The organism is Blautia luti (assembly GCF_033096465.1).
Classification (GTDB): Bacteria; Bacillota; Clostridia; order Lachnospirales; family Lachnospiraceae; genus Blautia_A; species Blautia_A luti.
The window spans coordinates 2,804,081-2,828,829 of record NZ_AP028156.1; the positions used below are offsets into that span (position 1 = coordinate 2,804,081).

The window sequence follows — 24,749 nt, forward strand, 5'->3', positions numbered from 1 at the left end:
TTCCCACCGTATAATATCTCTTCGTTAAGAATGTTCTTACTCTTCTGTAGGCTGAAGCTGTAATCCCAGCTCTTTCAGTTTCGCAAGAACTTCTTCTAATGACTTACGTCCAAGGTTACGAACCTTCATCATATCATCAGAAGTCTTGTTACATAATTCTTCAACCGTATTAATGCCGGCTCTCTTCAAGCAGTTATAGGAACGAACAGATAACTCAAGTTCATCAATGCTCATTTCCAGAACTTTTTCTTTCTCATTGTCTTCTTTCTCGATCATAACCTCAGCGGTCTTTGCATTCTCGGAAAGGTCAATGAAAAGGCTTAAGTGCTCACTTAATACTTTTGCTGCAAGGCTTACTGCCTCATCCGGATCAAGTGTACCATTTGTGTACACATCCAGTGTCAGCTTATCATAATCAGTTACCTGACCAACACGTGTATTCTCTACGATCATGTTGACTCTGTCTACTGGTGTGTAGATTGCATCAACTGCAAGTACACCGATAGGCATATCATCAGATTTACCTTTGTCAGCGCTGATATATCCGCGGCCTTTTGTAATAGTAAGTTCCATAGCAAGTCTGCAGTCCTTGCCACCGTTTAAGGTAGCAATTACCTGATCCGGATTCATGATCTCAATATCCTGATCAGCCTGGATGTCTGCAGCAGTTACAACACCTTTGCCTTCACACTCAATGTATGCAGTCTTTGGCTCGTTGTCTGTGCTGTGGTTCTTAATAGCAAGGCTCTTCAGATTCATGATAATATCGCTTACGTCTTCTTTTACGCCCGGAATGGAGCTGAATTCGTGAAGCACACCATCAATTTTAACCTGGCTTACAGCTGCACCCGGCAGGGAAGACAGCATAATTCTTCTTAAAGAATTTCCAAGTGTAGTTCCATATCCTCTTTCCAGAGGTTCAACTACGAATCTGCCAAATTTTTTATCTTCAGATAATTCGGTAATCTCGATTTTAGGTTTATTAAAATCAAACACTATAGGGTTCCCTCCTTCTGGGTTAATAAAAGTTTGAGGGTATTCATTCAAATACTACAATTCAGTGGAAGATATAAATCAACCACTGAATTATATGTGTAAATAATCCTAATGATTATTTGGAGTACAACTCGACGATAAGCATCTCGTTTACTGGAACATCGATTGCTTCTCTGTTAGGAAGCTCTTTTACAGTTCCTTTTAAGTTCTCCTGATCTACGTCGATCCATTCCGGAACAAGACGTCCACCAGTTACTTCAAGGATACCTTTGTATCTTTCAGAACCTTTAGATTTCTCTCTGATCTCGATCTGATCACCAGCTTTTACAAGGTAGGAAGGAATGTTTACACATTTTCCGTTTACAAGTACATGCTTGTGGTCAACGATCTGACGAGCTTCTTTTCTTGTTCTGGCAAATCCCATACGGAATACTACGTTATCAAGTCTGCTCTCAAGAAGGATCATAAGGTTTGCACCAGTCTGTCCCGGCATTCTGTCAGCTTTGTCATAGTAGTTATGGAAAGGTTTTTCCAGAACTCCGTAGATGAATTTTGCTTTCTGTTTTTCTCTTAACTGTAAACCATACTCAGACATTTTACGGTTTGCACGTTTTAACTGTCTTGTGGACTTTTTATCAATTCCTAAATAAATCGGATCCAGGCCAAGGGATCTGCATCTTTTCAGAACAGGCACTCTATTTACTGCCATTTCTCAAATACCTCCTAAATTAGACTCTTCTGCGTTTTGGTGGACGGCAACCATTGTGTGGTACCGGAGTTACGTCACGGATGCTTGTTACTTCCAGTCCGCAAGCCTGAAGGGCACGGATTGCAGCTTCACGTCCTGATCCTGGTCCTTTTACCATAACGTCTACAGTTTTTAACCCATGAATAAGTGCAGCTTTTGTTGCAGTCTCAGCTGCCATCTGTGCTGCATAAGGAGTAGATTTTCTTGAACCTCTAAATCCAAGACCACCAGCACTTGCCCATGAAAGAGCGTTTCCTTCATTGTCAGTCAGAGTAACAATTGTATTGTTGAAAGAAGACTGAATATGTGCCTGTCCGTGTTCAACGTTTTTCTTGACACGACGTTTTGCAGTCGCTTTTTTAGTCACTTTAGCCATTTTAAAACTAACCTACACTTTCCTATTTATCAATCAAATTTATCTATGTTACAGATTATTTCTTCTTATTAGCTACTGTTCTCTTAGGACCTTTACGTGTTCTAGCGTTGGTCTTAGTCTTCTGACCACGAACCGGAAGTCCTTTACGATGACGGATACCTCTGTAGCATCCGATTTCCTGCAGTCTCTTAATGTTGAGGGCGATTTCTCTACGAAGGTCACCTTCTACTGTCATTGTTTCATCAATAACTGCGCTAAGTCTCTTAACTTCGTCATCAGTCAGATCTCTGACACGTGTGTCAGGATTAACTTCTGCCTTTGCAAGGATTTTGTCTGCGCTTGGTCTACCAATACCATAAATGTAGGTAAGACCGATTTCAATACGTTTTTCTCTTGGTAAGTCTACACCAGCTATACGAGCCATGTACTGTTTCCTCCATTTTCTACTTTGAAAGTCCCTGGTGCCTGTACATCACTTATATTCATGAGTCTTCTCATTATATATAAGGTGAAATGGGATGTATCTGTCACTTCACTTTCTTATTTCTCAGTTCCTAATTGGGGTGCCTCGGTAAAACACCCAGCTGCAATTGGCGAAAAGCAGCCTTTCCGAATGTTGCGACCAACGGGCCAACGTTGCCTCTCGGTATTAGGCAATACATGCTAAAACTATTTTAACAGTCTGAACAACCCTTCCGGGTGTCTCACACTGCAGCCGCACGTTACACAAACTTTAAACTGTCAAATCAACCCTGACGCTGTTTGTGTTTTGGATTCTCACAGATTACTCTGATAGATCCTTTTCTTTTAATGATCTTGCATTTTTCGCAGATCGGCTTTACAGATGATCTTACTTTCACTGGAAATCCTCCTTCCGTAAATTCATTAAAATCTGCAGTTTTTTGAGCGCACAAATACATACTATTCACGCGTTCGGCTTATATACTATCACAGCAAAAAATAAAATGCAAGCGTTTTTTTGAATAAAATCGCAATTTTTCATTTTCTCCCCCATTTTTTTGCATGTATTAGAGTATAAAACTTTCCACTGCCAAAATAAAGCCATTTTACACGTCCCCCAATGACAAAAAAAGAGAACCGGCTTTCTCCGGTTCCCTTTCTCACCATTGCATTCTCATGCAATAAATCTTATTCTTATTTATCTCTCCAGATAATCCTGCCCTTAGACAGATCATACGGAGACAGTTCAATTGTAACCTTATCTCCAGGAAGGATACGGATGAAATTCATACGTAACTTTCCACTGATATGTGCAAGCACCACATGTTTGTTCTCCAGTTCCACTTTAAACATCGCATTAGGCAGCTTCTCCAGAACAGTGCCTTCCACTTCAATTACATCTGCTTTTGACATTTTAAACCTCCTGTATGTCGTCCAATTATTTCGTAAGAGTCAGAATTTCCGGATCTCCGTCTGTGATAAGGATCGTATTCTCATAATGAGCGGAAAGAGAACCATCCATAGTTACTACTGTCCACTCATCATCCAGCCATGCCACATCTGCACGTCCTAAATTGATCATAGGCTCTACAGCAAGTGTCATACCCGGTACCAAACGAACGCCCCTTCTCTTCTGCGGAAAATTAGGGATCTGCGGATCCTCGTGAAGGTGGGTGCCGATTCCATGTCCAACCAGATCACGAACAATTCCATAATGATATTTTGCAGCATGAGCACCCACTGCCTTGGAAATATCGTTCAGATGATTCCCTGCACGTGCAGCCTTCAGACCTTCGAAAAAGCATTCTCTGGTCACATCCATCAGTTGGCGTGCCTCCGGTGAAACCTCTCCTACTGCATAAGTTCTCGCTGCATCAGAATGATAGCCTTTATAGATCAGGCCTGCATCAATCTTTACGAGATCTCCGTCCTGAATAATTTTTTCATCAGACGGGATTCCATGGACTACCTCATCATTCAGGCTGATGCAGAATGATGCCGGAAAACCTCCATAGTTCAGGAAATTCGGGATGCAGCCCATATCACGTATCATCTGTTCCCCGATACGGTCAATCTCCTTAGTGCTCATTCCCGGTTTAATATACGGGATCAGTCCATCGTGCACTTTTTCAAGCAGATGTCCTGCCTCTCTCATAAGTTCAATTTCATGTTCTGTCTTGATAGTAACCGACATTTTACCTCCAGATGGTGTTTAAAAACACCTGATCACTCTCCCAGGATGGCAACGATATCTGCAAATACTTCTTCCAGATCCTTGGTACCATCAACTGATTTTAAAATTCCCTCTTTAGTATAATAATCGATCAGTGGCTGTGTCTGCTCATGATATACATTCAGACGTTTCTGTACTGTTTCAGGCTGGTCATCATCACGAAGAACCAGTTTCTCTCCACAGGTATCACAAACACCTTCAACCTTCGGTGCTGCATGTACTACATGATAAGTAGCACCACACTTGAGGCAGGCACGTCTTCCGGACATACGATTTACAATGTTGGAATCCGGAACATCCACATCGATTGCATAGTCAACTTTACTTCCCAGTTTATTCAGAGCCTCTGTTAAACACTCTGCCTGAGGAATTGTTCTTGGAAAACCATCCAGTACATAACCGTTTGCTGCATCCGGCTGTTTTATTCTGTCCACAACCAGATCACAAGTCAGTTCATCAGGTACAAGAAGTCCCTGATCCATATATGTTTTTGCTTTTTTTCCAAGTTCTGTCCCATTTTTGATATTTGCGCGGAAAATGTCTCCGGTAGAAATATGCGGAATCTGATATTTCGCAGCGATTTTCTTCGCCTGAGTTCCTTTTCCTGCTCCTGGTGCACCCAGCATAATGATTTTCATAAGATATACCCTCCGTTTTCATTTACAAATCAAGGCTGTGATGCAAAGCACCACAACCTCTCATTTTTAGTTGTTCAGGAAGCCTTTGTAATTACGTACGAGAAGCTGGGATTCAATCTGTTTCACAGTTTCAAGGATAACTCCCACGATAATGATGATAGATGTACCACCAAATGAAACATTTGCTCCAAATACACCGTTAAAGATGAACGGGATCACGCACACAATGATAAGACCTACTGCACCTATAAATATAATATAATTTAAGATATTAGTCAAATAGTCTGACGTAGGTTTTCCAGGACGGATACCTGGTATAAAACCACCCTGCTTTTTGATATTATCTGCTACTTCCAGCGGATTGAATGTGATGGAAGTATAAAAATATGCAAAGAAAACGCAAAGTACGATGTAAAGAATCAGTCCCCAGCTGTACTGGATCTGTTTCGGATTACACCAGTTATTAGAAGAAAGACCACGAAGGATCTCGTTTCCGATTCCTGTTCCATTGCCTTTACCTGCAAGCTGTGCAATCACAGTCGGGAAAGACATAATGGATGATGCAAAAATAACCGGAATAACACCGGCAGTATTTACTTTCAGAGGAATATTGGTGGACTGACCGCCCATCATTTTTCTTCCGACCATTTTCTTTGAATACTGAACCGGAATTCTTCTCTCTGCACCATTCAGGATAAGTACCAGAACTACCACCAGCAGAATGATCGCCGCAATAATAATACCGGCAAGGGTACCTTTTGCAATTGTTTTTCCTTTGATGAAGTTCTCATACAGCAATGCCAGATCGCTTGGCACTCTGGAAATAATGTTTACAGCAAGTACAATGGAAATACCATTTCCGATGCCTTTTTCTGTAATACGCTCACCAAGCCACATCAGCATAGCAGAACCAGCTGTTAAGCAGGCAACTACTATTACACCCTTGAAGAAGTTCAGATTCGGGATCATACCCTGACGTCCGAAGCCGATTGCCATTGCGATTGACTCGAACAGAGCAAGACCTACAGTCACATAACGTGTGATTGCAGTCATCTTCTTTCTTCCTTCTTCACCATCTCGCTGCATTTCCTCCAGTGCCGGAATGGCAATGGTAAGAAGCTGAATGATAATGGATGAAGTAATGTACGGTGTGATGTTCAATGCGAAAATTGACATTTTTTCAAATGAACCACCAGTAAACGCATCAAAAAAGTTAAACGCATCTCCGGTGTTGCTGCTGAACCACTGCTTAAAGAAGTCACTGTCAACACCCGGAACCGGGATCTGGCAGCCGATACGGATGATAAAAATCATCCATATCAGATACAACAGCTTACGTCTCATTTCTTTCACTCTAAAAACATTTTTAAGAGTTTCAAACATTAGATCACCTCTACTGTACCACCAGCAGCTTCAATTTTTGATTTTGCAGTCTCGCTGACAGCGTTTACTTTGACATTAAGTTTCTTTGTCAGCTCACCATTTCCAAGAATTTTAACGCCATCAGCAATCTTGGAGATTGCACCACTTGCAAGTAAGCTTTCTGCTGTAACTTCTGCACCATCTTCAAAACGGTTCAGTACGTCAACGTTGATTGCAATGATCTCTTTTGTATTTCTGTTTTTGAATCCTCTCTTAGGCAGACGTCTGTATAAAGGCATCTGACCACCTTCGAATCCCGGTTTCTTGTGACCGGAACGAGCTAACTGTCCTTTGTGTCCTTTACCGGCTGTTTTACCGTTTCCAGAACCATGTCCACGGCCTCTTCTGAAGTTATCGCTGTGCTTAGAACCTTCTGCTGGTCTTAAGTTTGATAATTCCATGTTGGCACCTCCTTATTATTATTTCAAATCTATCTGTTCAGATCGTATTGTTTCTGATCATGTTTCTGTATGTTCCCGCCACTCTCAGGAACGGCAGGTTCATATCAGATCCATATCAGAGTTCTCTCTGGTTAAATCGCAATTAAGCTTCTTCAACCTTTACCAGGTGCTGTACCTGCTGAATCATTCCTCTTGTTGCTGCGTTATCCGGCATTTCAACTGTTTTGTGCATTTTTGTAAGACCCATAGCTGCAACAGTTTTTTTGTGCTTCGGAACTGCACCAATAGGAGATTTTACTAATGTAACTTTTAATGTGTTTGCCATTTTTGTATTTCCTCCTTAAGCCAGAATCTCATCAACAGATTTTCCGCGAAGTCTAGCAACTTCTTCCGGAGTTTTTAACTGTCTTAAGCCTTCGATTGTTGCAAGAACAACGTTCTGTTTGTTTCTGGATCCCATACATTTTGTACGGATGTTTTTGATACCAGCTAACTCGATTACCGCACGGGCAGGACCGCCGGCGATAACTCCAGTACCTTCCGGAGCTCTCTTCAGAAGCATTTCAGCGCTTCCGTATTTTCCAATGAAGTCATGTGTAATGGAGTTGTTCTCGTCTCTTGCTACTGTTACTAATTTCTTCATAGCATCCTCTTTTCCTTTGCGGATAGCTTCAGGAATTTCGGCTGCTTTACCTAAACCTGCACCAACGTGTCCGTTGCCGTCACCTACAACAACTAAAGCTGTGAAACGGAAGTTACGACCACCTTTAACAACCTTGGTAACACGCTTGATTGATACTACTTTATCTTCTAATTCTAACTGACTAGCATCAATAAGATTACGTTTCATGTGTTTCGCTCCTCCTTATTAGAATTTCAGCCCAGCTTCTCTTGCTGCGTCTGCCAGTGCTTTTACTTTACCGTGGTAGATATAGCCTCCTCTGTCGAAAACAACGCTTTCGATGCCAGCTTCAACAGCTTTCTTACCAATAACGGTTCCTAAATGTGCAGCTGCTGCTACATCATCAGTGTTCTCTAACTCAGCTCTTACTTCTTTCTGAAGAGTAGAAGCAGATACTAAAGTCTTTCCTACAGTGTCATCAATGATCTGAGCATACATATGCTTGTTGGAACGAAATACTGCTAAACGAGGTGTTGTTGCAGTTCCGTTTAAATGATGACGTAATCTTCTATGCTTATTCTCACGAATTTTCGCTCTAGATGCCTTATTTACCATTTTCTCACCCTCCTGAATTATTTCTTACCAGTCTTACCAACTTTACGTCTGATAACTTCATCAACATATTTGATACCTTTACCTTTGTATGGCTCAGGTCTTCTCTTGTCTCTGATCTCAGCTGCAAACTGGCCGACTTTTTCTTTGCTGATACCGGATACGATAATCTTGTTACCATCTACTTTGGTTTCGATTCCGTCCGGATCTTCCATTTCTACCGGATGAGAATATCCAAGGCTAAGCACAAGCTTTTTGCCCTGTTTTGCTGCTTTATAACCTACACCGTTAACTTCAAGCTCTTTTGTATAGCCTTCGCTTACACCAACAACCATGTTGTGGATCAAGCTTCTTGTTAAACCGTGAAGAGATTTCATTTTCTTTAAGTCGTTTGGTCTGGATACTACTACATGACCATCTTCAACTTTGATTTCCATTTCTGTAGGAAGTGCTCTTTCGAGTGTTCCTTTTGGTCCTTTTACAGTTACTACGTTGCCTTCAGCGACAGTTACTTCTACGCCTGCAGGAATAGCAACCGGAAGTCTACCAATTCGTGACATATGTTTGTCCTCCTTACTTAGATTATCGGAGAGGATATTGCATCCTCTCTGTTTTCAGTTAATTCTCTATAAAAAATCTTGGTTCAAATTACCAAACGAATGCTAATACTTCGCCGCCAACCTGAAGTTTACGGGCTTCTTTATCAGTAATAACACCTTTGTTTGTAGAAAGAATTGCGATTCCAAGTCCACCAAGAACTTTTGGAAGCTCATCCTTGCCTGCGTAGATACGAAGACCAGGTTTGGAGATTCTCTTTAAACCAGTGATGATTTTTTCGTTTTTGTCTTCACCGTATTTCAGTGTGATATGAAGAGTTTTAACAACTCCGTCTTCAACTAAATCATATTTTGCAATATATCCTTCATCAACAAGGATGTTAGCAATTGCAATTTTCATTTTGGATGCCGGAACATCTACTGTGTCATGTTTTGCAGTGTTTGCGTTACGGATTCTTGTAAGCATATCTGCGATTGGATCGCTCATTGTCATGTTAGTTTCCTCCTATAATTCAGACTTTACATGTGCATTTATATTAATTGTTTACATTGTTACCTGTTTGATCATAAAACTCGTTTGGACACATGATCGGGCTGATAAAATCAGCCGATCGTTTATTTCTATTTAAATCCGGTTCCTACCAGGAAGCCTTCTTAACACCCGGGATCTGTCCCTTGTAAGCTAATTCACGGAAGCAGATTCTGCAGATTCCGTATTTTCTTAAAACAGAATGTGGACGTCCACAAATGTTGCAACGTGTATATTCTCTTGTGGAGAATTTCTGTTTACGCTGCTGTTTGATTTTCATTGCTGTTTTAGCCATGAATCGTTCCTCCTATTACTTTGCAAACGGCATATTGAATAATGTCAGTAATTCACGTGCTTCTTCATCAGTCTTAGCTGTAGTAACGAAGATGATGTCCATACCTCTTACTTTATCAACTTTATCATATTCAACTTCCGGGAAGATCAGCTGCTCTTTGATACCCAGAGCGTAGTTTCCACGGCCATCGAATGCGTTCGGGTTGATACCACGGAAGTCACGTACACGAGGAAGTGCAAGGTTGATCAGACGATCAGCGAACTCGTACATTTTTTCTCCTCTTAATGTAACTTTACAACCGATCGGCATACCCTCTCTGATTTTGAAGTTAGCAACAGATTTTTTCGCTTTTGTAGCGATTGCTTTCTGTCCTGTGATAAGTTCCATATCTGCGATTGCAGCATCAAGAAGCTTAGCGTTTTCTTTGGCTTCACCAACACCCATATTGATTACGATCTTATCGAGTTTTGGCACTTCCATAACATTTTTGTATCCAAATTTTTTGGTCATGGCATCCATGATCTCATTTTTGTACATTTCTTTTAATCTACTCACTTGTCATGCCTCCTCTCTTAATTAATCGATAACCTTACCGGTCTTTTTAGCAACGCGGACTTTTTTGTCTCCATCCATCTGGAAGCCTACTCTTGTAGCCTGTCCATCAACAACCAGCATTACATTGGAGATGTGCAATGGAGCTTCTTTTGTGATGATTCCGCCCTGCTGATTTGCTGCAGATGGTTTGCTGTGTTTTGTAACCTTGTTGATGTTCTCAACAATAACGGTATTGTCTTTTGCGTTTACTGCAAGGACTTTACCCTCTTTGCCATTATCTTTACCAGCGATAACTTTTACAGTATCACCTTTTTTAATTTTCATAGCTGACATTAGGCACCCTCCTATAATACTTCCGGAGCTAAGGAAACGATCTTCATGAATTTCTTCTCACGAAGTTCTCTGGCAACTGGTCCAAAGATACGTGTTCCTCTCGGAGTTAAGTCGTCTTTAATGATTACGGCAGCATTTTCATCGAAGCGGATATAAGATCCGTCTTTACGACGAGCGCCTTTTTTAGTTCTAACTACAACAGCTTTTACAACGTCACCTTTTTTAACAACGCCGCCTGGTGTTGCATCTTTGACAGTAGCAACGATTGTATCGCCAATGCTTGCATATCTTCTTGTAGAGCCGCCCATAACACGAATACAAAGGATTTCTTTTGCACCAGTGTTGTCGGCAACTTTCAGTCTAGTTTCCTGCTGGATCATACTGGTCTCCTCCTTATTTAACTTTCTCTACGATTTCAACCAGTCTCCATCTTTTATCTTTGGATAACGGTCTGGTTTCCATAACTTTTACGGTATCACCGATATTGCACTCATTATTTTCGTCATGAGCTTTTAATTTATATGTTCTCTTCACGATTTTTTTGTAAAGAGGATGTTTTACATGGTCTTCAATAGCAACTACAATGGTTTTGTCCATCTTATTGCTGACAACCTTACCCACGCGGGTTTTTCTCAGATTTCTTTCCACGATAGTTTCCTCCTATTATTTGGAAGCGTTAGCCTGCTCAGTAATTACTGTCTGGATTCTTGCAATGTTCTTGCGAACCTCTTTGATGCGGCTTGTATTTTCTAATTGATTAGTTGCATTCTGAAATCTCAGATTGAAAAGTTCTTTTTTAGCAGCTACTAATTCTTCATTTAATTCTGCAGCTGATTTTGCCTTTAAATCTTCCACGAATTTATTAATTTTCACTGTTATCACCGCCTTCTAAGTCTGCACGAGAAACAATTTTGCATTTACATGGTAACTTGTGCATTGCAAGACGTAATGCTTCACGAGCGATTTCTTCTGAAACGCCTGCGATTTCGAACATTACACGTCCTGGCTTAACAACTGCTACCCAGTATTCAAGGGCACCTTTTCCGGAACCCATTCGTGTTTCTGCTGGTTTCGCTGTTACTGGTTTATCTGGGAAAATCTTAATCCAAACCTGACCACCACGTTTGATGTAACGGGTCATAGCAACACGGGCTGCCTCGATCTGATTGGAACGGATCCAACACGGTTCGGTTGCAACAAGTCCGAATTCACCATAATTGATCTTATTGCCTCTGAGGGCTTTTCCTCTCATGGAGCCACGGAATTGTTTACGACGTTTTACTCTTTTTGGCATTAACATTATTTATCGCTCCCTTCCTTAGTTCCTTTTGTTGGAAGTACTTCGCCATTGTAGACCCAAGCTTTTACGCCAACTTTGCCGTATGTTGTGTCTGCTTCTGCGAATCCATAGTCAATATCTGCACGAAGTGTCTGAAGCGGAATAGTTCCTTCGCTGTAGAACTCTGTACGAGCCATATCAGCACCGCCAAGACGTCCGGATACGGATGTTTTGATACCTTTTGCTCCGGCCTTCATTGTTCTCTGCATTGTAGATTTCATTGCACGTCTGAAAGAGATACGGTTCTCAAGCTGTAATGCGATATTCTCTGCTACTAACTGAGCATCTCTGTCTGGTCTCTTTACTTCTTTGATATCTACGATAAGTTTCTTGTCTGTGAATTTCTTTAATTCAGCTTTTACTTTTTCGATCTCAGCGCCACCTTTACCGATTACGATACCAGGTTTAGCTGTGTAGATGATGATCTTAACTCTGTCAGATGCTCTTTCGATTTCAATTTTGGAAACACCTGCGCTGTATAATTTCTTTTTAAGGAATGTTCTGATGTTGTAGTCTTCTACCAGGTAATCAGCGAAGTCTGCATCAGCATACCATCTTGAATCCCAATCCTTGATAACACCGACTCTAAGGCCATGTGGGTTAACTTTCTGTCCCATGCTTTTCCTCCTTATTTCTCATCCAGCACGATGGTAATATGGCTTGTTCTCTTTTCGATTCTGTAAGCTCTACCCTGTGCTCTCGGCTGAATTCTCTTCATTGTAGGTCCTTTATCTGCATAGCAGGCTGCAACGTAGAGGTTGTCTGCATTCATTCCGTTGTTGTTTTCAGCATTTGCAATTGCTGACTCAAGAAGTTTCTTGATCACGCTGGAAGCGTATCTTGGGTTGTATGTTAAGATACCAAGTGCTGTCTGCACATCTTTACCGCGAATTACATCTAACACGTAGCAGGCTTTCTGAACAGAAATTCTTGCGTAAGATAATTTTGCAGACGGTCTTGTCTCTCTATTACTCTCATTTCTGGCTCTTTTTATCTGGCTTCTATGTCCCTTTGCCATTTTAAAGTGCCTCCTTTCCTTTTTCTCTCAATATCAGGTTAACCTGTCCGCTGTCTCATGGACAGCAGACAGAATATAAAGTCAAATACTAGCGAACTCCGGATTTCTTTTCGTCTTTTCCGTGTCCTCTGTAAGTTCTGGTTGCAACGAACTCACCGAGTTTGTGGCCAACCATATCTTCTGTTACGTATACCGGCACGTGTTTTCTTCCGTCATGGACAGCAATTGTGTGTCCTACGAAGGACGGGAAGATTGTAGAACGGCGTGACCAGGTTTTGATAACGGATTTATCATTTGCAGCGTTTAATGCATCTACTTTTTTAAGTAAGCTGGCATCTGCAAAAGGTCCTTTTTTCAGTGAACGAGACATGCTTAATCCTCCTTATTATTTCGATAAAGCTTTTCCATCGCGTCTTCTTACGATGAGCTTGTTGGACGGTTTGTTTTTCTTTCTTGTCTTCAGACCAAGAGCAGGTTTTCCCCATGGAGTGCATGGACCTGGGCGACCGATACCAGTCTTTCCTTCACCACCACCGTGTGGATGGTCATTCGGGTTCATTACGGAACCACGAACAGTAGGTCTGATACCCATGTTACGTTTACGTCCGGCTTTACCGATGTTAATCAGGTTGTGATCTCCGTTTCCGACAACACCAACAGATGCGCGGCATACAATCGGAACCATTCTCATTTCACCAGATGGCAGACGCAGTGTTGCGTATTTGCCTTCTTTAGCCATTAACTGAGCGCCGTTTCCAGCAGAACGAACCATCTGTCCGCCCTTTCCAGGATGAAGCTCAATGTTGTGTACCATAGTACCAACCGGGATAAGCTCTAATGGTAAGCAGTTACCAACACGAACTTCTGCTTCTGCTCCGTTCATGACTTTCTGGCCTACTTTTAAGCCTTCCGGTGCAAGGATATATGCTTTCTCGCCATCTGCATAGCAGATAAGAGCGATGTTTGCTGTTCTGTTTGGATCATACTCGATGGAAAGTACTGTTGCAGCAACTCCATCTTTTCTTCTCTTGAAGTCGATGATTCTGTATTTTCTTCTGCTTCCGCCTCCGCGGTGTCTAACTGTGATCTTACCCTGGTTGTTACGTCCAGCGTTTTTCTTTAAAGACACGGTAAGAGATTTCTCTGGTGTAGATTTTGTGATCTCTGAGAAATCGGAACCAGTCATATGTCTTCTAGACGGTGTATATGGGTTATAACTTTTGATTCCCATTTTTGTTCTCCTTTCGAATTTGTTCTCGTGCTTTCGTGCACATATTCGCAATAACCTGCGTTATCACTCGCTATCTGTTAATTAAAGTCCTTCGAAGATTTCGATATCTTTGCTGTCTTCTGTCAGAGCTACGATAGCTTTTTTGGTTTTAGCAGTTGTTCCAACTGTCATACCACGGCGTTTTTTCTTTCCATCCATGTTCATGGTGTTAACGCTCTTTACTTTTGTTCCTTCGAACATTTTCTCTACAGCTTCTTTGATCTGAGATTTATTTGCTTCTGGATGAACTAAGAAAGTGTATTTCTTTTCAGCCATAGCGTTCATAGATTTTTCTGTAATCACTGGTTTCTTGATTACGTCATAGTACTGAATGTTAGCCATTATGCATATACCTCCTCGATGGATGCTACAGCATCTTTGGTTACAACTACGGTGCCATGGTTCATAACATCGTATACGTTAATAGTACTTGGTGTTGCTGTCTGTACATCTGCGATGTTTCTAGCGGAAATGATTACATTCTTGTCATCTGTAGCTGTGATCACAAGCGCTTTCTCAGCTTTCAGGTTTGTAAGAACTTTCTGCATTTCTTTTGTCTTAACATCTGCAAGTGTAAGAGCATCAACTACTACTAATTTATTGTCCTGAACTTTGGAAGTCAGAGCAGATTTTAAAGCAGCTCTTCTTTCTTTCTTGTTCATTTTTACTTCATAATCTCTTGGTACCGGAGCGAATACAACACCGCCGCCAGTCCACTGTGGTGCACGGATGGAACCCTGTCTAGCATGACCTGTTCCTTTCTGTCTCCACGGTTTTCTTCCGCCGCCGCTTACTTCAGAACGAGTTTTAGCTTTCTGAGTACCCTGGCGATTATTTGCAAGCTGACGAACAACAGCAAGGTGAACAAGATGCTCATTGACTTCTACGCCGAATACTGCATCATTCAGTTCCATTGTTCCAACTTCGTTGCCTTCCATATTATAAACAGTTACGTTTGCCATTTGTGTGCTCCTCCTTTCTTATTATAAGGACTTTACTGTCTCTTTGATAGTAACCAAAGATTTCTTAGGTCCTGGAACAGCACCCTTAACTAACAGTAAGTTGTTTTCTTTATCTACGCGTACGATCTCAAGGTTCTGTACAGTAACCTGAACATTTCCCATATGACCTGGCATGTGTTTTCCTTTGAATACCTTGCTCGGATCAGAACAAGCACCATTGGAACCTGCATGACGGTGATATTTGGAACCGTGAGCCATAGGTCCTCTGGACTGACCATGTCTCTTGATCGCACCCTGGAAACCTTTACCTTTGGAAACAGCTGTTGCATCAATGTGATCGCCGTCTGCAAAGATATCAGCTTTAATTTCCTGTCCTACTGTATATTCAGCAGCGTTATCAAATCTGAACTCTTTAACGAATCTCTTTACTGCAACGCCAGCTTTGTCAAAGTGTCCTTTTTCCGGTTTGTTAACAAGGCTTTCTCTGATGTCGCCGAATCCGACCTGAACTGCTTCGTATCCGTCGTTTTCTTCTGTCTTAACCTGAGTTACGACACAAGGACCAGCCTGTAAAACTGTTACCGGAATTAACTGGCCGTCTTCATTGAAGATCTGAGTCATTCCGACTTTAGTAGCTAAAATAGCTTTCTTCATTCTTTCTTCCTCCTTATAGCGGATTACCGATTACCGGCAATCATATAGTAAATAGCTTAATGCTTAGAGCATTATCAAATTGGGGTTGATGACTAATTATTTAGTCTTCATCTTGATATCGATGTTAACACCTGCTGGCATTTCCAGTCTTGACAGAGCATCTACTGTCTTCTGTGTTGGTGTCAGGATATCGATCAGTCTCTTATGAGTTCTCTGTTCGAACTGTTCTCTGGAATCTTTGTATTTATGAACGGCTCTTAAGATTGTAACAACTTCCTTCTTAGTTGGAAGCGGAACTGGGCCACTTACCATTGCTCCGTTCTTTTTAACAGTTTCGATGATTTTTGCTGCAGATGCATCTACTAACTGATGATCATAAGCCTTTAATGTGATTCTCATTACCTGATTTGCCATAAAAAAAGTCTCCTCCTATTCGTACTTTTCAAGCAGTACGACAAGCGGCGACTGTACACATCTCCGTGTGTGTCTTTCAATCTCTTACCACACACGCCATCCCTGGATGGTCTTCTGAACTTGTACAGTGACTTGTCGTCAGTTTTCAAACTTGACATTCGCTCCACGGAAAACCTGCCATCTCTGTGGCAGCAACCTCGCGCTTCATTGCTATCAATGTCACAACAATTGAGAGTATACACGACCTCTCAGGAAAATGCAAGTGTTTTTTTCACTTTTTTTGATATTTTTTTGTACTTGCTTCTGTACAATTTTTTGTTATCCTGTCTGGTACAATCTTCCCATTTTTCTATTGCCTGCTGCCGGCAGGTCACGTTTGAATGAGTTTCTTCTATATTAATATGTTTTTATCTGCATTTTTCTATCTTCCGTTCAGGAGCTGTTCGCTGCGATCCTGGACGGAGGACTTTATTATATCATGGAACTATTGTGAAATAATTTCATATGACATAATAAAACAGGATCAGCACTTCCCTGGTTCTATCCCAGCGGAAACTGATCCTGTCTCATTTCGTCTTTATTATTCTGCAGGGAGCTTCTTCTCCTCTGCTATAATATCTGAATAATCAAATAATGTAACCTTCGTCACATCATCCTTAATGATCTCCGGTGCATCTCCCTGATTCTTGGCTGCATCAGCGATCTGTGCTGCTGACCATACCGGAACAGCCATACGTTTGATCAGGATCTCCTCATCTTCTTCCGGGGAAGTTTCTTTTCTCTTATCCTCCTCCATCATCGCTCTGAGTGTTTCCTTTACTTTCGGAACGATCATTGCAGTATCACTGCTTACTTTCTGTCCCTGAACAGGCACTGGTTTCTCTTCCGGTTCATCTGCAGTCGCTGCTGCGATCTCCTTCTTCAGAAGTTCATGAGCCTCGCTGGTGGCAGTCTGTACAGTAACCGGTCTTTCATTTACTTCCGGTTCCAGTTCATCCTCATAAATCTCATCCACGAAACCGCCTGTTTTTATTTTCTTTCTTTTGGCTTTCTTTTCTTTCTTACGCTGTTTGTCTTCCTGTTTGATCTGGCGCTCTTCTTCTTTATAACGGCGCTCTCTTGCTTTCTCTTCCTTTTTCAGCTCTTTCTTACTCTTAACATAACCCGGTTCCGGATCCTCATCCTCATAATCATCCTGAGGTTCTTTCTTCCAGAGCTCGGCAATGATATAAAGAATGATAAGAAACAGTACTGCAAGTCCAAGAATGATCAATCCCTCTATACTTTCGGTAGCGATCAACAGATATCCTACATATCCTACAGTTATCACAGCTTTCGGAATGTAATCCTTCACTTCCACACTGATAGTCTCACCGCTTGCATCTGTCTTGTCGATTACTTTGAAAATATGGTTTTCCTGATCCATTTCTGTGATCATATATTTATATGCTGCTGATTCGCCCTGATACAGGATATAATCTCCTACAGCAGCGCTTTCTGTTTTCACCGGAATTGCATAGGTAACGGATCCCATCGGCAGATTCGTATCCTTACTTGAATCATCCATGATCTCTGTAGTGATTCCCAGGAACGGCGGAACTGCCAGACCGACAACGCATACAATAGTACATATGACAATAAAGTGTACGATAAACTTTAAAACTTTCGACATCTGTAATGCTCCTCATTTCTTTTATTCTGTTGGTTCATTTCTTTATTACCTGCTTTGGTTTACAGCACTCTCATTATACCCTGTTTTTTTTCTATGGTCAACTTATAAAAAGCACCTGAAAAGCGGTCTTCCTTTCCAGATGCTTTTTGTATTTATGACTGATCCTATGATTACTGATTACTGAGATACTGCTCAATGCTGTTCATGGCAGCTTCTTCATCTTCACCATTAGCAGAAAGTGTAATTTCTTCTCCGGCATCCAGTCCCAGAGTCATCATTCCCATAATACTTTTGGCATTTACACGTTTCTTGCCAATCTCAACATATATTTCACTGTTAAACTGGCTTGCTACCTGAACCAGCTGTGCCACAGGGCGTGCCTCCAGTCCGGTAGATAAGTTAATGGTGATCGGTTTTTTAATCATAATAATTCTCCTCCTTGTTTCTCCCGCAGTTCGTCAGCCAATGCACTCAACTTCCTTAATCTGTGATTGACTCCCGATTTGCCCACCTGCGGACTCAACATCATTCCTAATTCTTTTAGTGTTGCTTCAGGATACTGCATCCTTAATTCTGCGATCTGTGCAAGCCCATCACTCAGCTGTTCGAAGCCCATTACCTGCTGAATCAGCTTTATATCCTCCATCTGCTTGACAGCCGCATTTACTGTTTTATTGATATTGGCAGTTTCACAATTTACCTTCCGGTTTACTGAATTTCTCATCTCCTTCAGTATCCGGATATTCTCCAGATCCATCAATGCCACATTTGCCTCCATGACTGCGAGCATATCCACAATCTGCGCGCCCTCCTTCACATAGACCACATATGATTTCTTGCGCTGAACAATTTTGGCATCTACTGAAAAACTGCGGATAATCGTCTGCAGCTGCTGTGCTTTTCTTTCATCCGGATATACAATCTCGAAATGATATCCCTTCTCCGGGTCACTGATGGAACCCGATGCCAGAAAAGCGCCTCTGATATAAGCTCTTTTGCAGCAGCTCTGCTGTACTACCAGCATATCCTGCAAAATAAGCGTATCACAGAATTTACTGTCCGCGATCAGTTTCGTCGCCTGAAGTATCTCCCGTATCTCTTCGGGATCCGATATCTCCAGTACATATACCTTTACTCTCTTCAGATGACTGTTCTCACGTACAGATATTTCTTTCTCTATATTAAATGTTTTTTGTAATAATGTAAAGCACTTTCTTGCAACTGTCTCATTTTCCGTCTGGAGTTTCAGTTTTTCTCCCTGGGGAAAATGTTCCAGTCTGCCGCAGAAACCGATCAGCGCAGCCAGTTCTGCTATTCTGCAGTGCCTTGCTGTTCCTATCTGTCTGGAAAGTTCTTCTTTCACCATCCCTGAAAAAGACATTTCCCGGTCTCATCCTTCCTGTTTTTTCAGCATTCTGTCTTTATCCACATCTCTGTGTTCCAACCTGAATCCATATTTCTCATTGCCGGAGAGCCTGCTGTATAATTCTCTTGCCAGAGTGACAGACCGATGCTTGCCACCTGTACATCCTATGGCTATCACAAGATTGGTCTTTCCCTCTTTTACATAATTGGGGATCAGAAAAGTGATCATATCCTCCAGTTTATCTGCAAACTCCCTGGCTATATCACAATCCATAACATAATTAAATACTCTTTCATCCAGTCCTGTAAGAGGCCTGAGTTCATCCACATAATAAGGATTGGGAAGGAAGCGTACATCGAAAACCAGATCTGCATCTGCCGGAATTCCATATTTGAATCCAAAAGACAGCACAGAAATCATCATATTGCAGAAATCCTGATTCTCCACGAAGATCCTCTCAATCTCCTGTTTCAGTTCTCTGGTCAGCAGATGGCTGGTATCAATAATATAGTCCGCACGTTCTCTCAGAAAACGCATCTTTTCTCTTTCTATCCTGATTCCGTCATCCACTCTTCCTCCCATTGCAAGAGGATGGCTTCTTCTGGTTTCTTTATATCTTTTTACCAGAACACTGTCCTCTGCATCCAAAAAAAGAATCTCGAAATCATATCCCGCTTCTTTCATCCTGTCCAGCACAACTTCCAGTTCATCCAGTGAACGTCCGCTTCTGGCATCAATGCCAAGTGCAACATTCTGCACATCTTCTCCATGTATCTCCGGCATCAGTGAAGCAAACTTCTCCAGCAGCGGAATTGGAAGATTATCCACGCAAAAATAATTGGCATCCTCCAGCATCTTCAAAGCCGCCGTTTTTCCTGCTCCTGATACTCCTGTAACTATTACAAAACGCATTTTTATCTCCTGTCAAAATCCCCCAGAAATTTCACTTCTGGTTCTAATGTTACCCCAAACTGTTCCTGCACTTTCGCCTGCACATCAGCCATCAGCCTGCACACATCTGCTGCCGTGGCATTTCCTTTATTGATCACAAATCCGCAATGCTTCTCTGAAACCTGTGCACCTCCTACCTGGTATCCGCGAAGCCCTGCATCCATGATCAGCTTCCCTGCAAAATACCCTTCTGGTCTTTTAAACGTGCTGCCGGCACTTGGATATTCCAGCGGCTGTTTGCTGATCCTTCTGTCAGCCAGCTCCTTCATAGTATCACGGATCTCTTCCTGGCTCCCTTTTTTCAGGGAAATGACAGCTTCCAGTACAAGGTATCCTGCTGTTTTTACCAGGCTGGTTCTGTAGCCCATGGCAAGTTTCTCAACAGGAACTGTAAAAATATTCCCTTCTCTGTCCATTACAACCGCTTCTTTTAATACATCTTTCAGTTCTCCTCCATAGGCACCTGCATTCATGACAACTGCGCCACCCAGAGTTCCCGGGATTCCTCCTGCAAACTCAAAACCTGTCAGGGATTCGTTTCTGGCAGTAGCTGCAATCTGTGAAAGCAGTACTCCTGCTCCTGCACGGATCTCAGTGCCCTCCACAGTAAGTCCGCCATAATTACGGTAAAGCTGAATGATCACACCTCTGTATCCTTCATCACTTACCAGCAGGTTGCTTCCGTTTCCAAGGATAAAATACTGAAGTGATTCCTCTTTACAGATTTCCAGTATTCCCTTCACTTCTTCTGAACTGGAAGGTAGCAGAAAATAATCTGCCTGTCCTCCGATCCGAAAGGTAGTGTGCCGGTTCATAGGCTCATTGATACGTACCTTTTCATTTCCCAGTAGATTACTAAAACGCTCTATTATTTTCTGATCCACAGATTTCATTCCTCAAACTTTCTCAATTATTTTTAATTTTTTATTTTCTTTTCCGCCTGGTTCTGTCTGTTTCCAGAAGATCTCTCACCACAGCTGCTGCCAACATCATCCCGGCAGTCCCTGTCACAAAGGAAATACTGCCCTGTGCGGTATTCCTTTCATACTTCTGTTCAGGTTTCTCCCTGGAATACAGTACTTTCACCCTGCGTATCCCCCTTTTACGCAACTGTGCCCGAAACATCCTGGTAAAAACACATCCGGTGATCCTGGAAATGTCAGCTGTCTCCAGTTTAAACGGATCTGTCCTATTCCCAATCCACATACATGAGATCACCGGAGTATTGCATTCCCTTGCCCGCTGGATCAGAAGAAGTTTCGAATCAACTGTATCCATGGCATCCACAATATAATCATAACTGCCCAGTTCAAATATGCAGGCAGTTTCTTCATTATAAAATGTATCATAAGTGTGTACCAGAATTCCCTCGTCTATATCCCTGATCCTGGCCTTGGCAATCTCCACGTTACTTCTCCCAATGGTTGAACGCAGTGCATAAAGCTGCCTGTTAATATGATCCGCAGATATGGTTCCATTATCCACAAGTGTAAGACTTGCCACCCCACATCTTGCAAGAGCTTCTGCTGCATATGAGCCGGCACCTCCAAGCCCGAAAACGACAATCTTTGCTCTGCCCAGTCTGTCTGTCCCTGCATCACCAAGCAGCATTTCCATTCTGGCAAATGCATCCGGCATACAATACCCTCCCCAAATTCATTATCTGACTGTCATTATACTATTTATCTGTTCAAAAGTACAGTACACGTATATAAATCTTATTTTTATACATACTGTTGTTATATGGTTAGTATTTTCGCAAAGGAGGTATTTTATGTTTCAGCAGATCTTTCTGGGATTTCTCGGTCTATGTTCCGGAGTGATCATTGCAGGGGGACTTACCGGACTCCTGATCGGACTGTCCATTGTTCCCCGCTATGCAGGCATCACCCACACAGCCAGACATATGCTTCTGTATGAAGATATCACCCTTGCCGGAACTGTCCTGGGAAATCTCTTATATCTCTTTAAATGGAAAATTTCCCTTGGTATGCCGTTTCTGATTCTTTACGGTACCTTTTCCGGAATTTTTCTGGGCGGCTGGATCATGGCTCTCGCTGAAATGGCAGATGTATTTCCCATTTTCGCCAGACGGATCCGCTTTCAGCGCGGACTTTCTTTTATCATCTTATGCGTAGCCGCAGGCAAAACACTTGGCTCCCTGATCTACTACTACCACGCATGGCTGTCCTAGAGTGTGTTTGAATTATACCAGAAAACTGCCAAAAGACAAAACAGGAACTGTTTCCCTGTTCCGGAAAGGATGATCTATATGAACAAAAAACAATATGAACAATATGTCAAAGAAATCACTCCTGTACACAATCTCGGTCTGAACATGTGCAGGGCATTCCTCACCGGAGGCCTGATCTGCACCCTGGGCCAGTTTATCCTGAATACTGCCCAAAATTACGGATTGGATCAGGAAACCGCCGGTTCCTGGTGTTCCCTGATCCTGATCCTTCTCAGCGTTCTTCTTACAGGACTGAACCTTTACTCCAAGATTGGGAAATTCGGCGGCGCAGGAGGCCTGGTACCCATTACCGGATTTGCCAACTCCGTAGCTGCATCAGCCATCGAATACAAAGCTGAAGGCCAGGTATTCGGCATCGGCTGTAAGATCTTCACCATTGCAGGCCCTGTGATCCTGTACGGGATCTTAAGTTCCTGGGGGCTTGGGGTTATTTATTATATTCTGAAAATACTGGAGGTGATCGGATGACCAGACAATATACCACAGGAAATGCCAGCATTTCTTTTGAAACCCCGGTTTTTATCCAGAGCTGTGCTTCCATCGTAAGCCAGAAAGAGGGGGAGGGGCCTCTTGGCTCCTGTTTTGACAGCGTCAGTTCTGATCCGCTCTTCGGGACTGACACCTGGGAAGCTGCCGAAAGTACCATGCAAAAAAAAGCTGCTGCCCTTGCCATAGAAAAGGCAGGTCTGGATTTCTCTCAGATCCGTCTGTTGTTTGCCGGAGATCTTCTGGCCCAGACTGTGGCCTCCTCCTTCGGTACTGCTGATCTGGGAATTCCCTTTTATGGGCTGTTCGGAGCCTGCTCGACCATGGGAGAGTCCCTGTCTCTGGCAGCCCTGTGCACCGCAGCCGGTTACGGACAGCATATCCTCTGTGCAACCTCCAGTCATTTCGCAAGTGCGGAAAAAGAATTTCGGTTTCCTCTGGGATATGGAAATCAAAGGCCCTTATCTGCTACCTGGACTGTCACAGGTGCCGGAGCCTGCATACTTGGGTGCAACCCTCCCGCCCGTCCTGTTCCCGGCGAATTAAGTACTCTGCGAAACCAGGATACCTGCGCAGTCATTACCGGCATCACCACAGGAAGACTGACAGATTTCGGCCTGAAAGATTCTTTTAATATGGGCGGATGCATGGCTCCCGCTGCCTGCAGCACCATTTCCGAACATTTAAAGGATTTCCACAGAACAGTCTCTGACTACGATGCCATATTCACCGGCGACCTGGGAATGGTTGGCCAGAAAATCCTTCTGGATCTTCTGAACGAGCAGAACATCGATATCTCTTCTGTTCATCAGGACTGCGGAATGCTGATCTATGATCCCCAGACCCAGGATACCCACTCCGGAGGAAGCGGCTGCGGCTGTGCAGCTTCAGTTCTGGCAGGCTATATTCTTCCAGAACTGATCGCAGGTAAATGGAACCGCATTCTCTTTGTTCCTACAGGCGCACTGCTTTCCAAGGTCAGTTTCAACGAAGGGGACACAATCCCCGGAATTGCCCACGCAGTTGTGATCGAACGACGGGAACTATAATTTTTTACAGAAAGGAGACTAATAATCATGGATTACTTTCGTGCATTCTGGACAGGAGGACTGATCTGTGCCCTTGTCCAGATCTTACTGGATAAAACCAGGCTGATGCCTGGAAGAGTTATGGTCCTTCTGGTATGCAGCGGTGCCTTGTTCAGTGCCCTGGGTATTTATCAGCCTTTCACCGAATTCGCAGGTGCCGGAGCCTCTGTCCCCCTTCTCGGCTTCGGCAATGTCCTCTGGAAAGGCACAAAAGAAGCAGTTGATTCCAGCGGACTTCTGGGGCTTTTTATGGGAGGTTTCAAATCCTGTGCTGTAGGCGTTTCTGCTGCCCTTATCTTTTCATACCTTGCCAGCCTGATCTTTAAACCCAAAATGAAAGGGTAAACTTTATGAAAGGACAGATTCTATGAGCGACACTCTTTATCTGCTTCTGGATCAGAATATCCAGATCGAACACCCTCATGTTTATCTGCAGGATATCGCAAGACTTTCCTGCAGCAACAGCAAAATTCTGAACCGCCTCCGGGTAATGCCTGTTGTCAATCTGCCCCCGGACAAACCGGGGCGCTATGTATTCTCTGTCATGGATCTTATCACACAGATCCAGCAGAAAGAGCCTGATCTGGAGATCAGCTCCATCGGAGAACCCAATTTCATCATAACATTCAAAAATAAACCCGGCCCTGGTTTTTTGCTGGAATGGGTAAAAATTCTTTTCGTAGGACTTTCTACTTTTTTCGGAGCAGGTTTCTCTATTATGACTTTTAATAACGACGTTGACGTAGGAAGTCTTTTTTCCAATATTTATACTCAGGTCACCGGACAGCCTTCCGGACATTTCACCATCCTGGAAATCACTTATTCTATTGGTATCGGCGTTGGCGTATTGTTCTTCTTCAATCATTTCGGTCATATGAAGATCACTTCCGATCCCACTCCCATGCAGGTACAAATGCGGCTTTATGAAGACGATGTCAACACAACGATCATAGAAGATATTGACCGCATGAAAAACTCCTGATCTTCGGGTCTGAAA

At 42.7% G+C, this 24,749-nt stretch carries 41 protein-coding genes; 5 read left to right on the plus strand and 36 right to left on the minus strand.

From position 1 onward, the window contains the following. Positions 1 to 36 precede the first annotated feature (36 nt). From R8695_RS12935 to R8695_RS13110, 36 genes are all read right to left on the minus strand, one after another. Positions 37 to 996, minus strand: a complete 960-nt coding sequence (locus R8695_RS12935) for a DNA-directed RNA polymerase subunit alpha (RefSeq protein ID WP_118509296.1) — start codon at positions 994 to 996, stop codon at positions 37 to 39. Between the two features lie 115 nt (positions 997 to 1,111). After that, positions 1,112 to 1,705, minus strand: coding sequence for a 30S ribosomal protein S4 (gene rpsD / locus R8695_RS12940; RefSeq protein WP_008707284.1), 594 nt, complete (start codon positions 1,703 to 1,705; stop codon positions 1,112 to 1,114). 19 nt (positions 1,706 to 1,724) lie between these two features. Beyond that, a complete protein-coding gene (gene rpsK, locus R8695_RS12945) occupies positions 1,725 to 2,120 on the minus strand; it encodes a 30S ribosomal protein S11 (protein WP_008707283.1) in 396 nt (131 codons plus the stop codon). A 55-nt stretch (positions 2,121 to 2,175) separates the two neighbouring features. Then, a complete protein-coding gene (gene rpsM, locus R8695_RS12950) occupies positions 2,176 to 2,544 on the minus strand; it encodes a 30S ribosomal protein S13 (RefSeq protein WP_008707282.1) in 369 nt (122 codons plus the stop codon). A gap of 322 nt (positions 2,545 to 2,866) precedes the next feature. Then, entirely contained in the window at positions 2,867 to 2,980 is a 114-nt protein-coding gene (gene rpmJ / locus R8695_RS12955) for a 50S ribosomal protein L36 (RefSeq protein ID WP_003497809.1), read from the minus strand. Between the two features lie 295 nt (positions 2,981 to 3,275). Further along, entirely contained in the window at positions 3,276 to 3,494 is a 219-nt protein-coding gene (gene infA, locus R8695_RS12960) for a translation initiation factor IF-1 (protein ID WP_005428560.1), read from the minus strand. 25 nt (positions 3,495 to 3,519) lie between these two features. After that, the gene (gene map, locus R8695_RS12965; RefSeq protein WP_118509295.1) at positions 3,520 to 4,275 is read right to left on the minus strand and encodes a type I methionyl aminopeptidase; all 756 of its coding nucleotides are present in this window, start codon (positions 4,273 to 4,275) and stop codon (positions 3,520 to 3,522) included. Positions 4,276 to 4,307: 32 nt separating this feature from the next. After that, the gene (locus R8695_RS12970; RefSeq protein ID WP_118509294.1) at positions 4,308 to 4,952 is read right to left on the minus strand and encodes an adenylate kinase; all 645 of its coding nucleotides are present in this window, start codon (positions 4,950 to 4,952) and stop codon (positions 4,308 to 4,310) included. 66 nt (positions 4,953 to 5,018) lie between these two features. Beyond that, positions 5,019 to 6,335, minus strand: a complete 1,317-nt coding sequence (secY, locus tag R8695_RS12975) for a preprotein translocase subunit SecY (RefSeq protein WP_118509293.1) — start codon at positions 6,333 to 6,335, stop codon at positions 5,019 to 5,021. After that, complete coding sequence (gene rplO / locus R8695_RS12980; RefSeq protein WP_008707274.1) at positions 6,335 to 6,775, minus strand: 50S ribosomal protein L15; 441 nt, start codon at positions 6,773 to 6,775, stop codon at positions 6,335 to 6,337. Before rplO ends, secY begins: the two co-directional genes overlap by 1 nt. 142 nt (positions 6,776 to 6,917) lie before the next feature. After that, the gene (gene rpmD / locus R8695_RS12985) at positions 6,918 to 7,100 is read right to left on the minus strand and encodes a 50S ribosomal protein L30 (protein ID WP_008707273.1); all 183 of its coding nucleotides are present in this window, start codon (positions 7,098 to 7,100) and stop codon (positions 6,918 to 6,920) included. Between the two features lie 15 nt (positions 7,101 to 7,115). Beyond that, positions 7,116 to 7,625 carry a 30S ribosomal protein S5 gene (gene rpsE, locus R8695_RS12990; protein WP_118509292.1) on the minus strand — a complete coding sequence of 170 codons (510 nt, stop codon included), beginning with the start codon at positions 7,623 to 7,625 and terminating at the stop codon, positions 7,116 to 7,118. Between the two features lie 18 nt (positions 7,626 to 7,643). Next, entirely contained in the window at positions 7,644 to 8,012 is a 369-nt protein-coding gene (gene rplR, locus R8695_RS12995) for a 50S ribosomal protein L18 (protein WP_019162491.1), read from the minus strand. Positions 8,013 to 8,029: 17 nt separating this feature from the next. After that, positions 8,030 to 8,569 (minus strand): 50S ribosomal protein L6, encoded by a 540-nt coding sequence (gene rplF, locus R8695_RS13000; RefSeq protein ID WP_025579624.1) that lies wholly within the window; start codon positions 8,567 to 8,569, stop codon positions 8,030 to 8,032. A gap of 88 nt (positions 8,570 to 8,657) precedes the next feature. Continuing rightward, positions 8,658 to 9,059 (minus strand): 30S ribosomal protein S8, encoded by a 402-nt coding sequence (gene rpsH, locus R8695_RS13005; protein WP_118509291.1) that lies wholly within the window; start codon positions 9,057 to 9,059, stop codon positions 8,658 to 8,660. A gap of 145 nt (positions 9,060 to 9,204) precedes the next feature. Next, positions 9,205 to 9,390 carry a type Z 30S ribosomal protein S14 gene (locus R8695_RS13010; protein WP_008707268.1) on the minus strand — a complete coding sequence of 62 codons (186 nt, stop codon included), beginning with the start codon at positions 9,388 to 9,390 and terminating at the stop codon, positions 9,205 to 9,207. A 15-nt stretch (positions 9,391 to 9,405) separates the two neighbouring features. After that, positions 9,406 to 9,945 (minus strand): 50S ribosomal protein L5, encoded by a 540-nt coding sequence (gene rplE, locus R8695_RS13015; protein ID WP_117675253.1) that lies wholly within the window; start codon positions 9,943 to 9,945, stop codon positions 9,406 to 9,408. A gap of 21 nt (positions 9,946 to 9,966) precedes the next feature. Next, a complete protein-coding gene (rplX, locus tag R8695_RS13020) occupies positions 9,967 to 10,278 on the minus strand; it encodes a 50S ribosomal protein L24 (RefSeq protein WP_118331053.1) in 312 nt (103 codons plus the stop codon). 11 nt (positions 10,279 to 10,289) lie between these two features. Next, the gene (rplN, locus tag R8695_RS13025) at positions 10,290 to 10,658 is read right to left on the minus strand and encodes a 50S ribosomal protein L14 (protein ID WP_008707265.1); all 369 of its coding nucleotides are present in this window, start codon (positions 10,656 to 10,658) and stop codon (positions 10,290 to 10,292) included. Positions 10,659 to 10,671: 13 nt separating this feature from the next. Beyond that, a complete protein-coding gene (gene rpsQ, locus R8695_RS13030; RefSeq protein ID WP_008707264.1) occupies positions 10,672 to 10,926 on the minus strand; it encodes a 30S ribosomal protein S17 in 255 nt (84 codons plus the stop codon). A 15-nt stretch (positions 10,927 to 10,941) separates the two neighbouring features. After that, positions 10,942 to 11,151, minus strand: a complete 210-nt coding sequence (gene rpmC, locus R8695_RS13035; protein WP_020994114.1) for a 50S ribosomal protein L29 — start codon at positions 11,149 to 11,151, stop codon at positions 10,942 to 10,944. Continuing rightward, on the minus strand, positions 11,141 to 11,578 hold the full coding sequence (rplP, locus tag R8695_RS13040) for a 50S ribosomal protein L16 (RefSeq protein ID WP_008707261.1): 438 nt from the start codon (positions 11,576 to 11,578) through the stop codon (positions 11,141 to 11,143). Before rplP ends, rpmC begins: the two co-directional genes overlap by 11 nt. Further along, positions 11,578 to 12,234 (minus strand): 30S ribosomal protein S3, encoded by a 657-nt coding sequence (gene rpsC / locus R8695_RS13045; RefSeq protein WP_117675254.1) that lies wholly within the window; start codon positions 12,232 to 12,234, stop codon positions 11,578 to 11,580. Before rpsC ends, rplP begins: the two co-directional genes overlap by 1 nt. An 11-nt stretch (positions 12,235 to 12,245) precedes the next feature. Next, positions 12,246 to 12,635 (minus strand): 50S ribosomal protein L22, encoded by a 390-nt coding sequence (gene rplV, locus R8695_RS13050; RefSeq protein WP_118509290.1) that lies wholly within the window; start codon positions 12,633 to 12,635, stop codon positions 12,246 to 12,248. 88 nt (positions 12,636 to 12,723) lie between these two features. Further along, a complete protein-coding gene (rpsS, locus tag R8695_RS13055; RefSeq protein ID WP_008707255.1) occupies positions 12,724 to 13,005 on the minus strand; it encodes a 30S ribosomal protein S19 in 282 nt (93 codons plus the stop codon). Between the two features lie 15 nt (positions 13,006 to 13,020). Continuing rightward, positions 13,021 to 13,866: a 50S ribosomal protein L2 gene (rplB, locus tag R8695_RS13060; protein WP_118509289.1), complete on the minus strand. Its 846-nt coding sequence runs from the start codon at positions 13,864 to 13,866 to the stop codon at positions 13,021 to 13,023. A gap of 81 nt (positions 13,867 to 13,947) precedes the next feature. Continuing rightward, positions 13,948 to 14,247, minus strand: a complete 300-nt coding sequence (gene rplW / locus R8695_RS13065; protein WP_118509288.1) for a 50S ribosomal protein L23 — start codon at positions 14,245 to 14,247, stop codon at positions 13,948 to 13,950. Beyond that, complete coding sequence (rplD, locus tag R8695_RS13070) at positions 14,247 to 14,867, minus strand: 50S ribosomal protein L4 (RefSeq protein WP_118509287.1); 621 nt, start codon at positions 14,865 to 14,867, stop codon at positions 14,247 to 14,249. Before rplD ends, rplW begins: the two co-directional genes overlap by 1 nt. A gap of 21 nt (positions 14,868 to 14,888) precedes the next feature. Next, a complete protein-coding gene (gene rplC / locus R8695_RS13075) occupies positions 14,889 to 15,521 on the minus strand; it encodes a 50S ribosomal protein L3 (protein ID WP_118509286.1) in 633 nt (210 codons plus the stop codon). A gap of 96 nt (positions 15,522 to 15,617) precedes the next feature. Then, a complete protein-coding gene (rpsJ, locus tag R8695_RS13080) occupies positions 15,618 to 15,935 on the minus strand; it encodes a 30S ribosomal protein S10 (protein WP_008707245.1) in 318 nt (105 codons plus the stop codon). A gap of 580 nt (positions 15,936 to 16,515) precedes the next feature. Next, a complete protein-coding gene (locus tag R8695_RS13085; protein ID WP_154780828.1) occupies positions 16,516 to 17,607 on the minus strand; it encodes a hypothetical protein in 1,092 nt (363 codons plus the stop codon). A gap of 170 nt (positions 17,608 to 17,777) precedes the next feature. Beyond that, a complete protein-coding gene (locus tag R8695_RS13090) occupies positions 17,778 to 18,032 on the minus strand; it encodes an HPr family phosphocarrier protein (protein ID WP_118509284.1) in 255 nt (84 codons plus the stop codon). Then, positions 18,029 to 18,988, minus strand: coding sequence for a DNA-binding protein WhiA (gene whiA / locus R8695_RS13095; RefSeq protein WP_118509283.1), 960 nt, complete (start codon positions 18,986 to 18,988; stop codon positions 18,029 to 18,031). The genes R8695_RS13090 and whiA overlap by 4 nt, the downstream gene beginning before the upstream one ends. Before the next feature lie 9 nt (positions 18,989 to 18,997). Next, positions 18,998 to 19,885, minus strand: a complete 888-nt coding sequence (gene rapZ / locus R8695_RS13100) for an RNase adapter RapZ (RefSeq protein ID WP_118509282.1) — start codon at positions 19,883 to 19,885, stop codon at positions 18,998 to 19,000. A 2-nt stretch (positions 19,886 to 19,887) separates the two neighbouring features. Beyond that, positions 19,888 to 20,808, minus strand: a complete 921-nt coding sequence (gene murB, locus R8695_RS13105) for a UDP-N-acetylmuramate dehydrogenase (RefSeq protein ID WP_330585261.1) — start codon at positions 20,806 to 20,808, stop codon at positions 19,888 to 19,890. A gap of 40 nt (positions 20,809 to 20,848) precedes the next feature. After that, a complete protein-coding gene (locus tag R8695_RS13110; protein WP_154780826.1) occupies positions 20,849 to 21,562 on the minus strand; it encodes a tRNA threonylcarbamoyladenosine dehydratase in 714 nt (237 codons plus the stop codon). A 136-nt stretch (positions 21,563 to 21,698) separates the two neighbouring features. Here R8695_RS13110 and R8695_RS13115 point away from each other — a divergent pair, with 136 nt between their 5' ends. The 5 genes from R8695_RS13115 (at position 21,699) to R8695_RS13135 (ending at position 24,734) form a co-directional block, all read left to right on the plus strand. Continuing rightward, a complete protein-coding gene (locus R8695_RS13115) occupies positions 21,699 to 22,118 on the plus strand; it encodes a stage V sporulation protein AB (protein WP_154780825.1) in 420 nt (139 codons plus the stop codon). Between the two features lie 78 nt (positions 22,119 to 22,196). Then, positions 22,197 to 22,646 (plus strand): SpoVA/SpoVAEb family sporulation membrane protein, encoded by a 450-nt coding sequence (locus R8695_RS13120; RefSeq protein WP_330585260.1) that lies wholly within the window; start codon positions 22,197 to 22,199, stop codon positions 22,644 to 22,646. Next, on the plus strand, positions 22,643 to 23,713 hold the full coding sequence (locus tag R8695_RS13125; protein WP_154780823.1) for a stage V sporulation protein AD: 1,071 nt from the start codon (positions 22,643 to 22,645) through the stop codon (positions 23,711 to 23,713). Before R8695_RS13120 ends, R8695_RS13125 begins: the two co-directional genes overlap by 4 nt. Before the next feature lie 27 nt (positions 23,714 to 23,740). Continuing rightward, on the plus strand, positions 23,741 to 24,097 hold the full coding sequence (locus R8695_RS13130; RefSeq protein ID WP_118509276.1) for a SpoVA/SpoVAEb family sporulation membrane protein: 357 nt from the start codon (positions 23,741 to 23,743) through the stop codon (positions 24,095 to 24,097). A 22-nt stretch (positions 24,098 to 24,119) separates the two neighbouring features. Further along, positions 24,120 to 24,734: a stage V sporulation protein AA gene (locus tag R8695_RS13135; RefSeq protein WP_154780822.1), complete on the plus strand. Its 615-nt coding sequence runs from the start codon at positions 24,120 to 24,122 to the stop codon at positions 24,732 to 24,734. Positions 24,735 to 24,749: the final 15 nt, after the last annotated feature.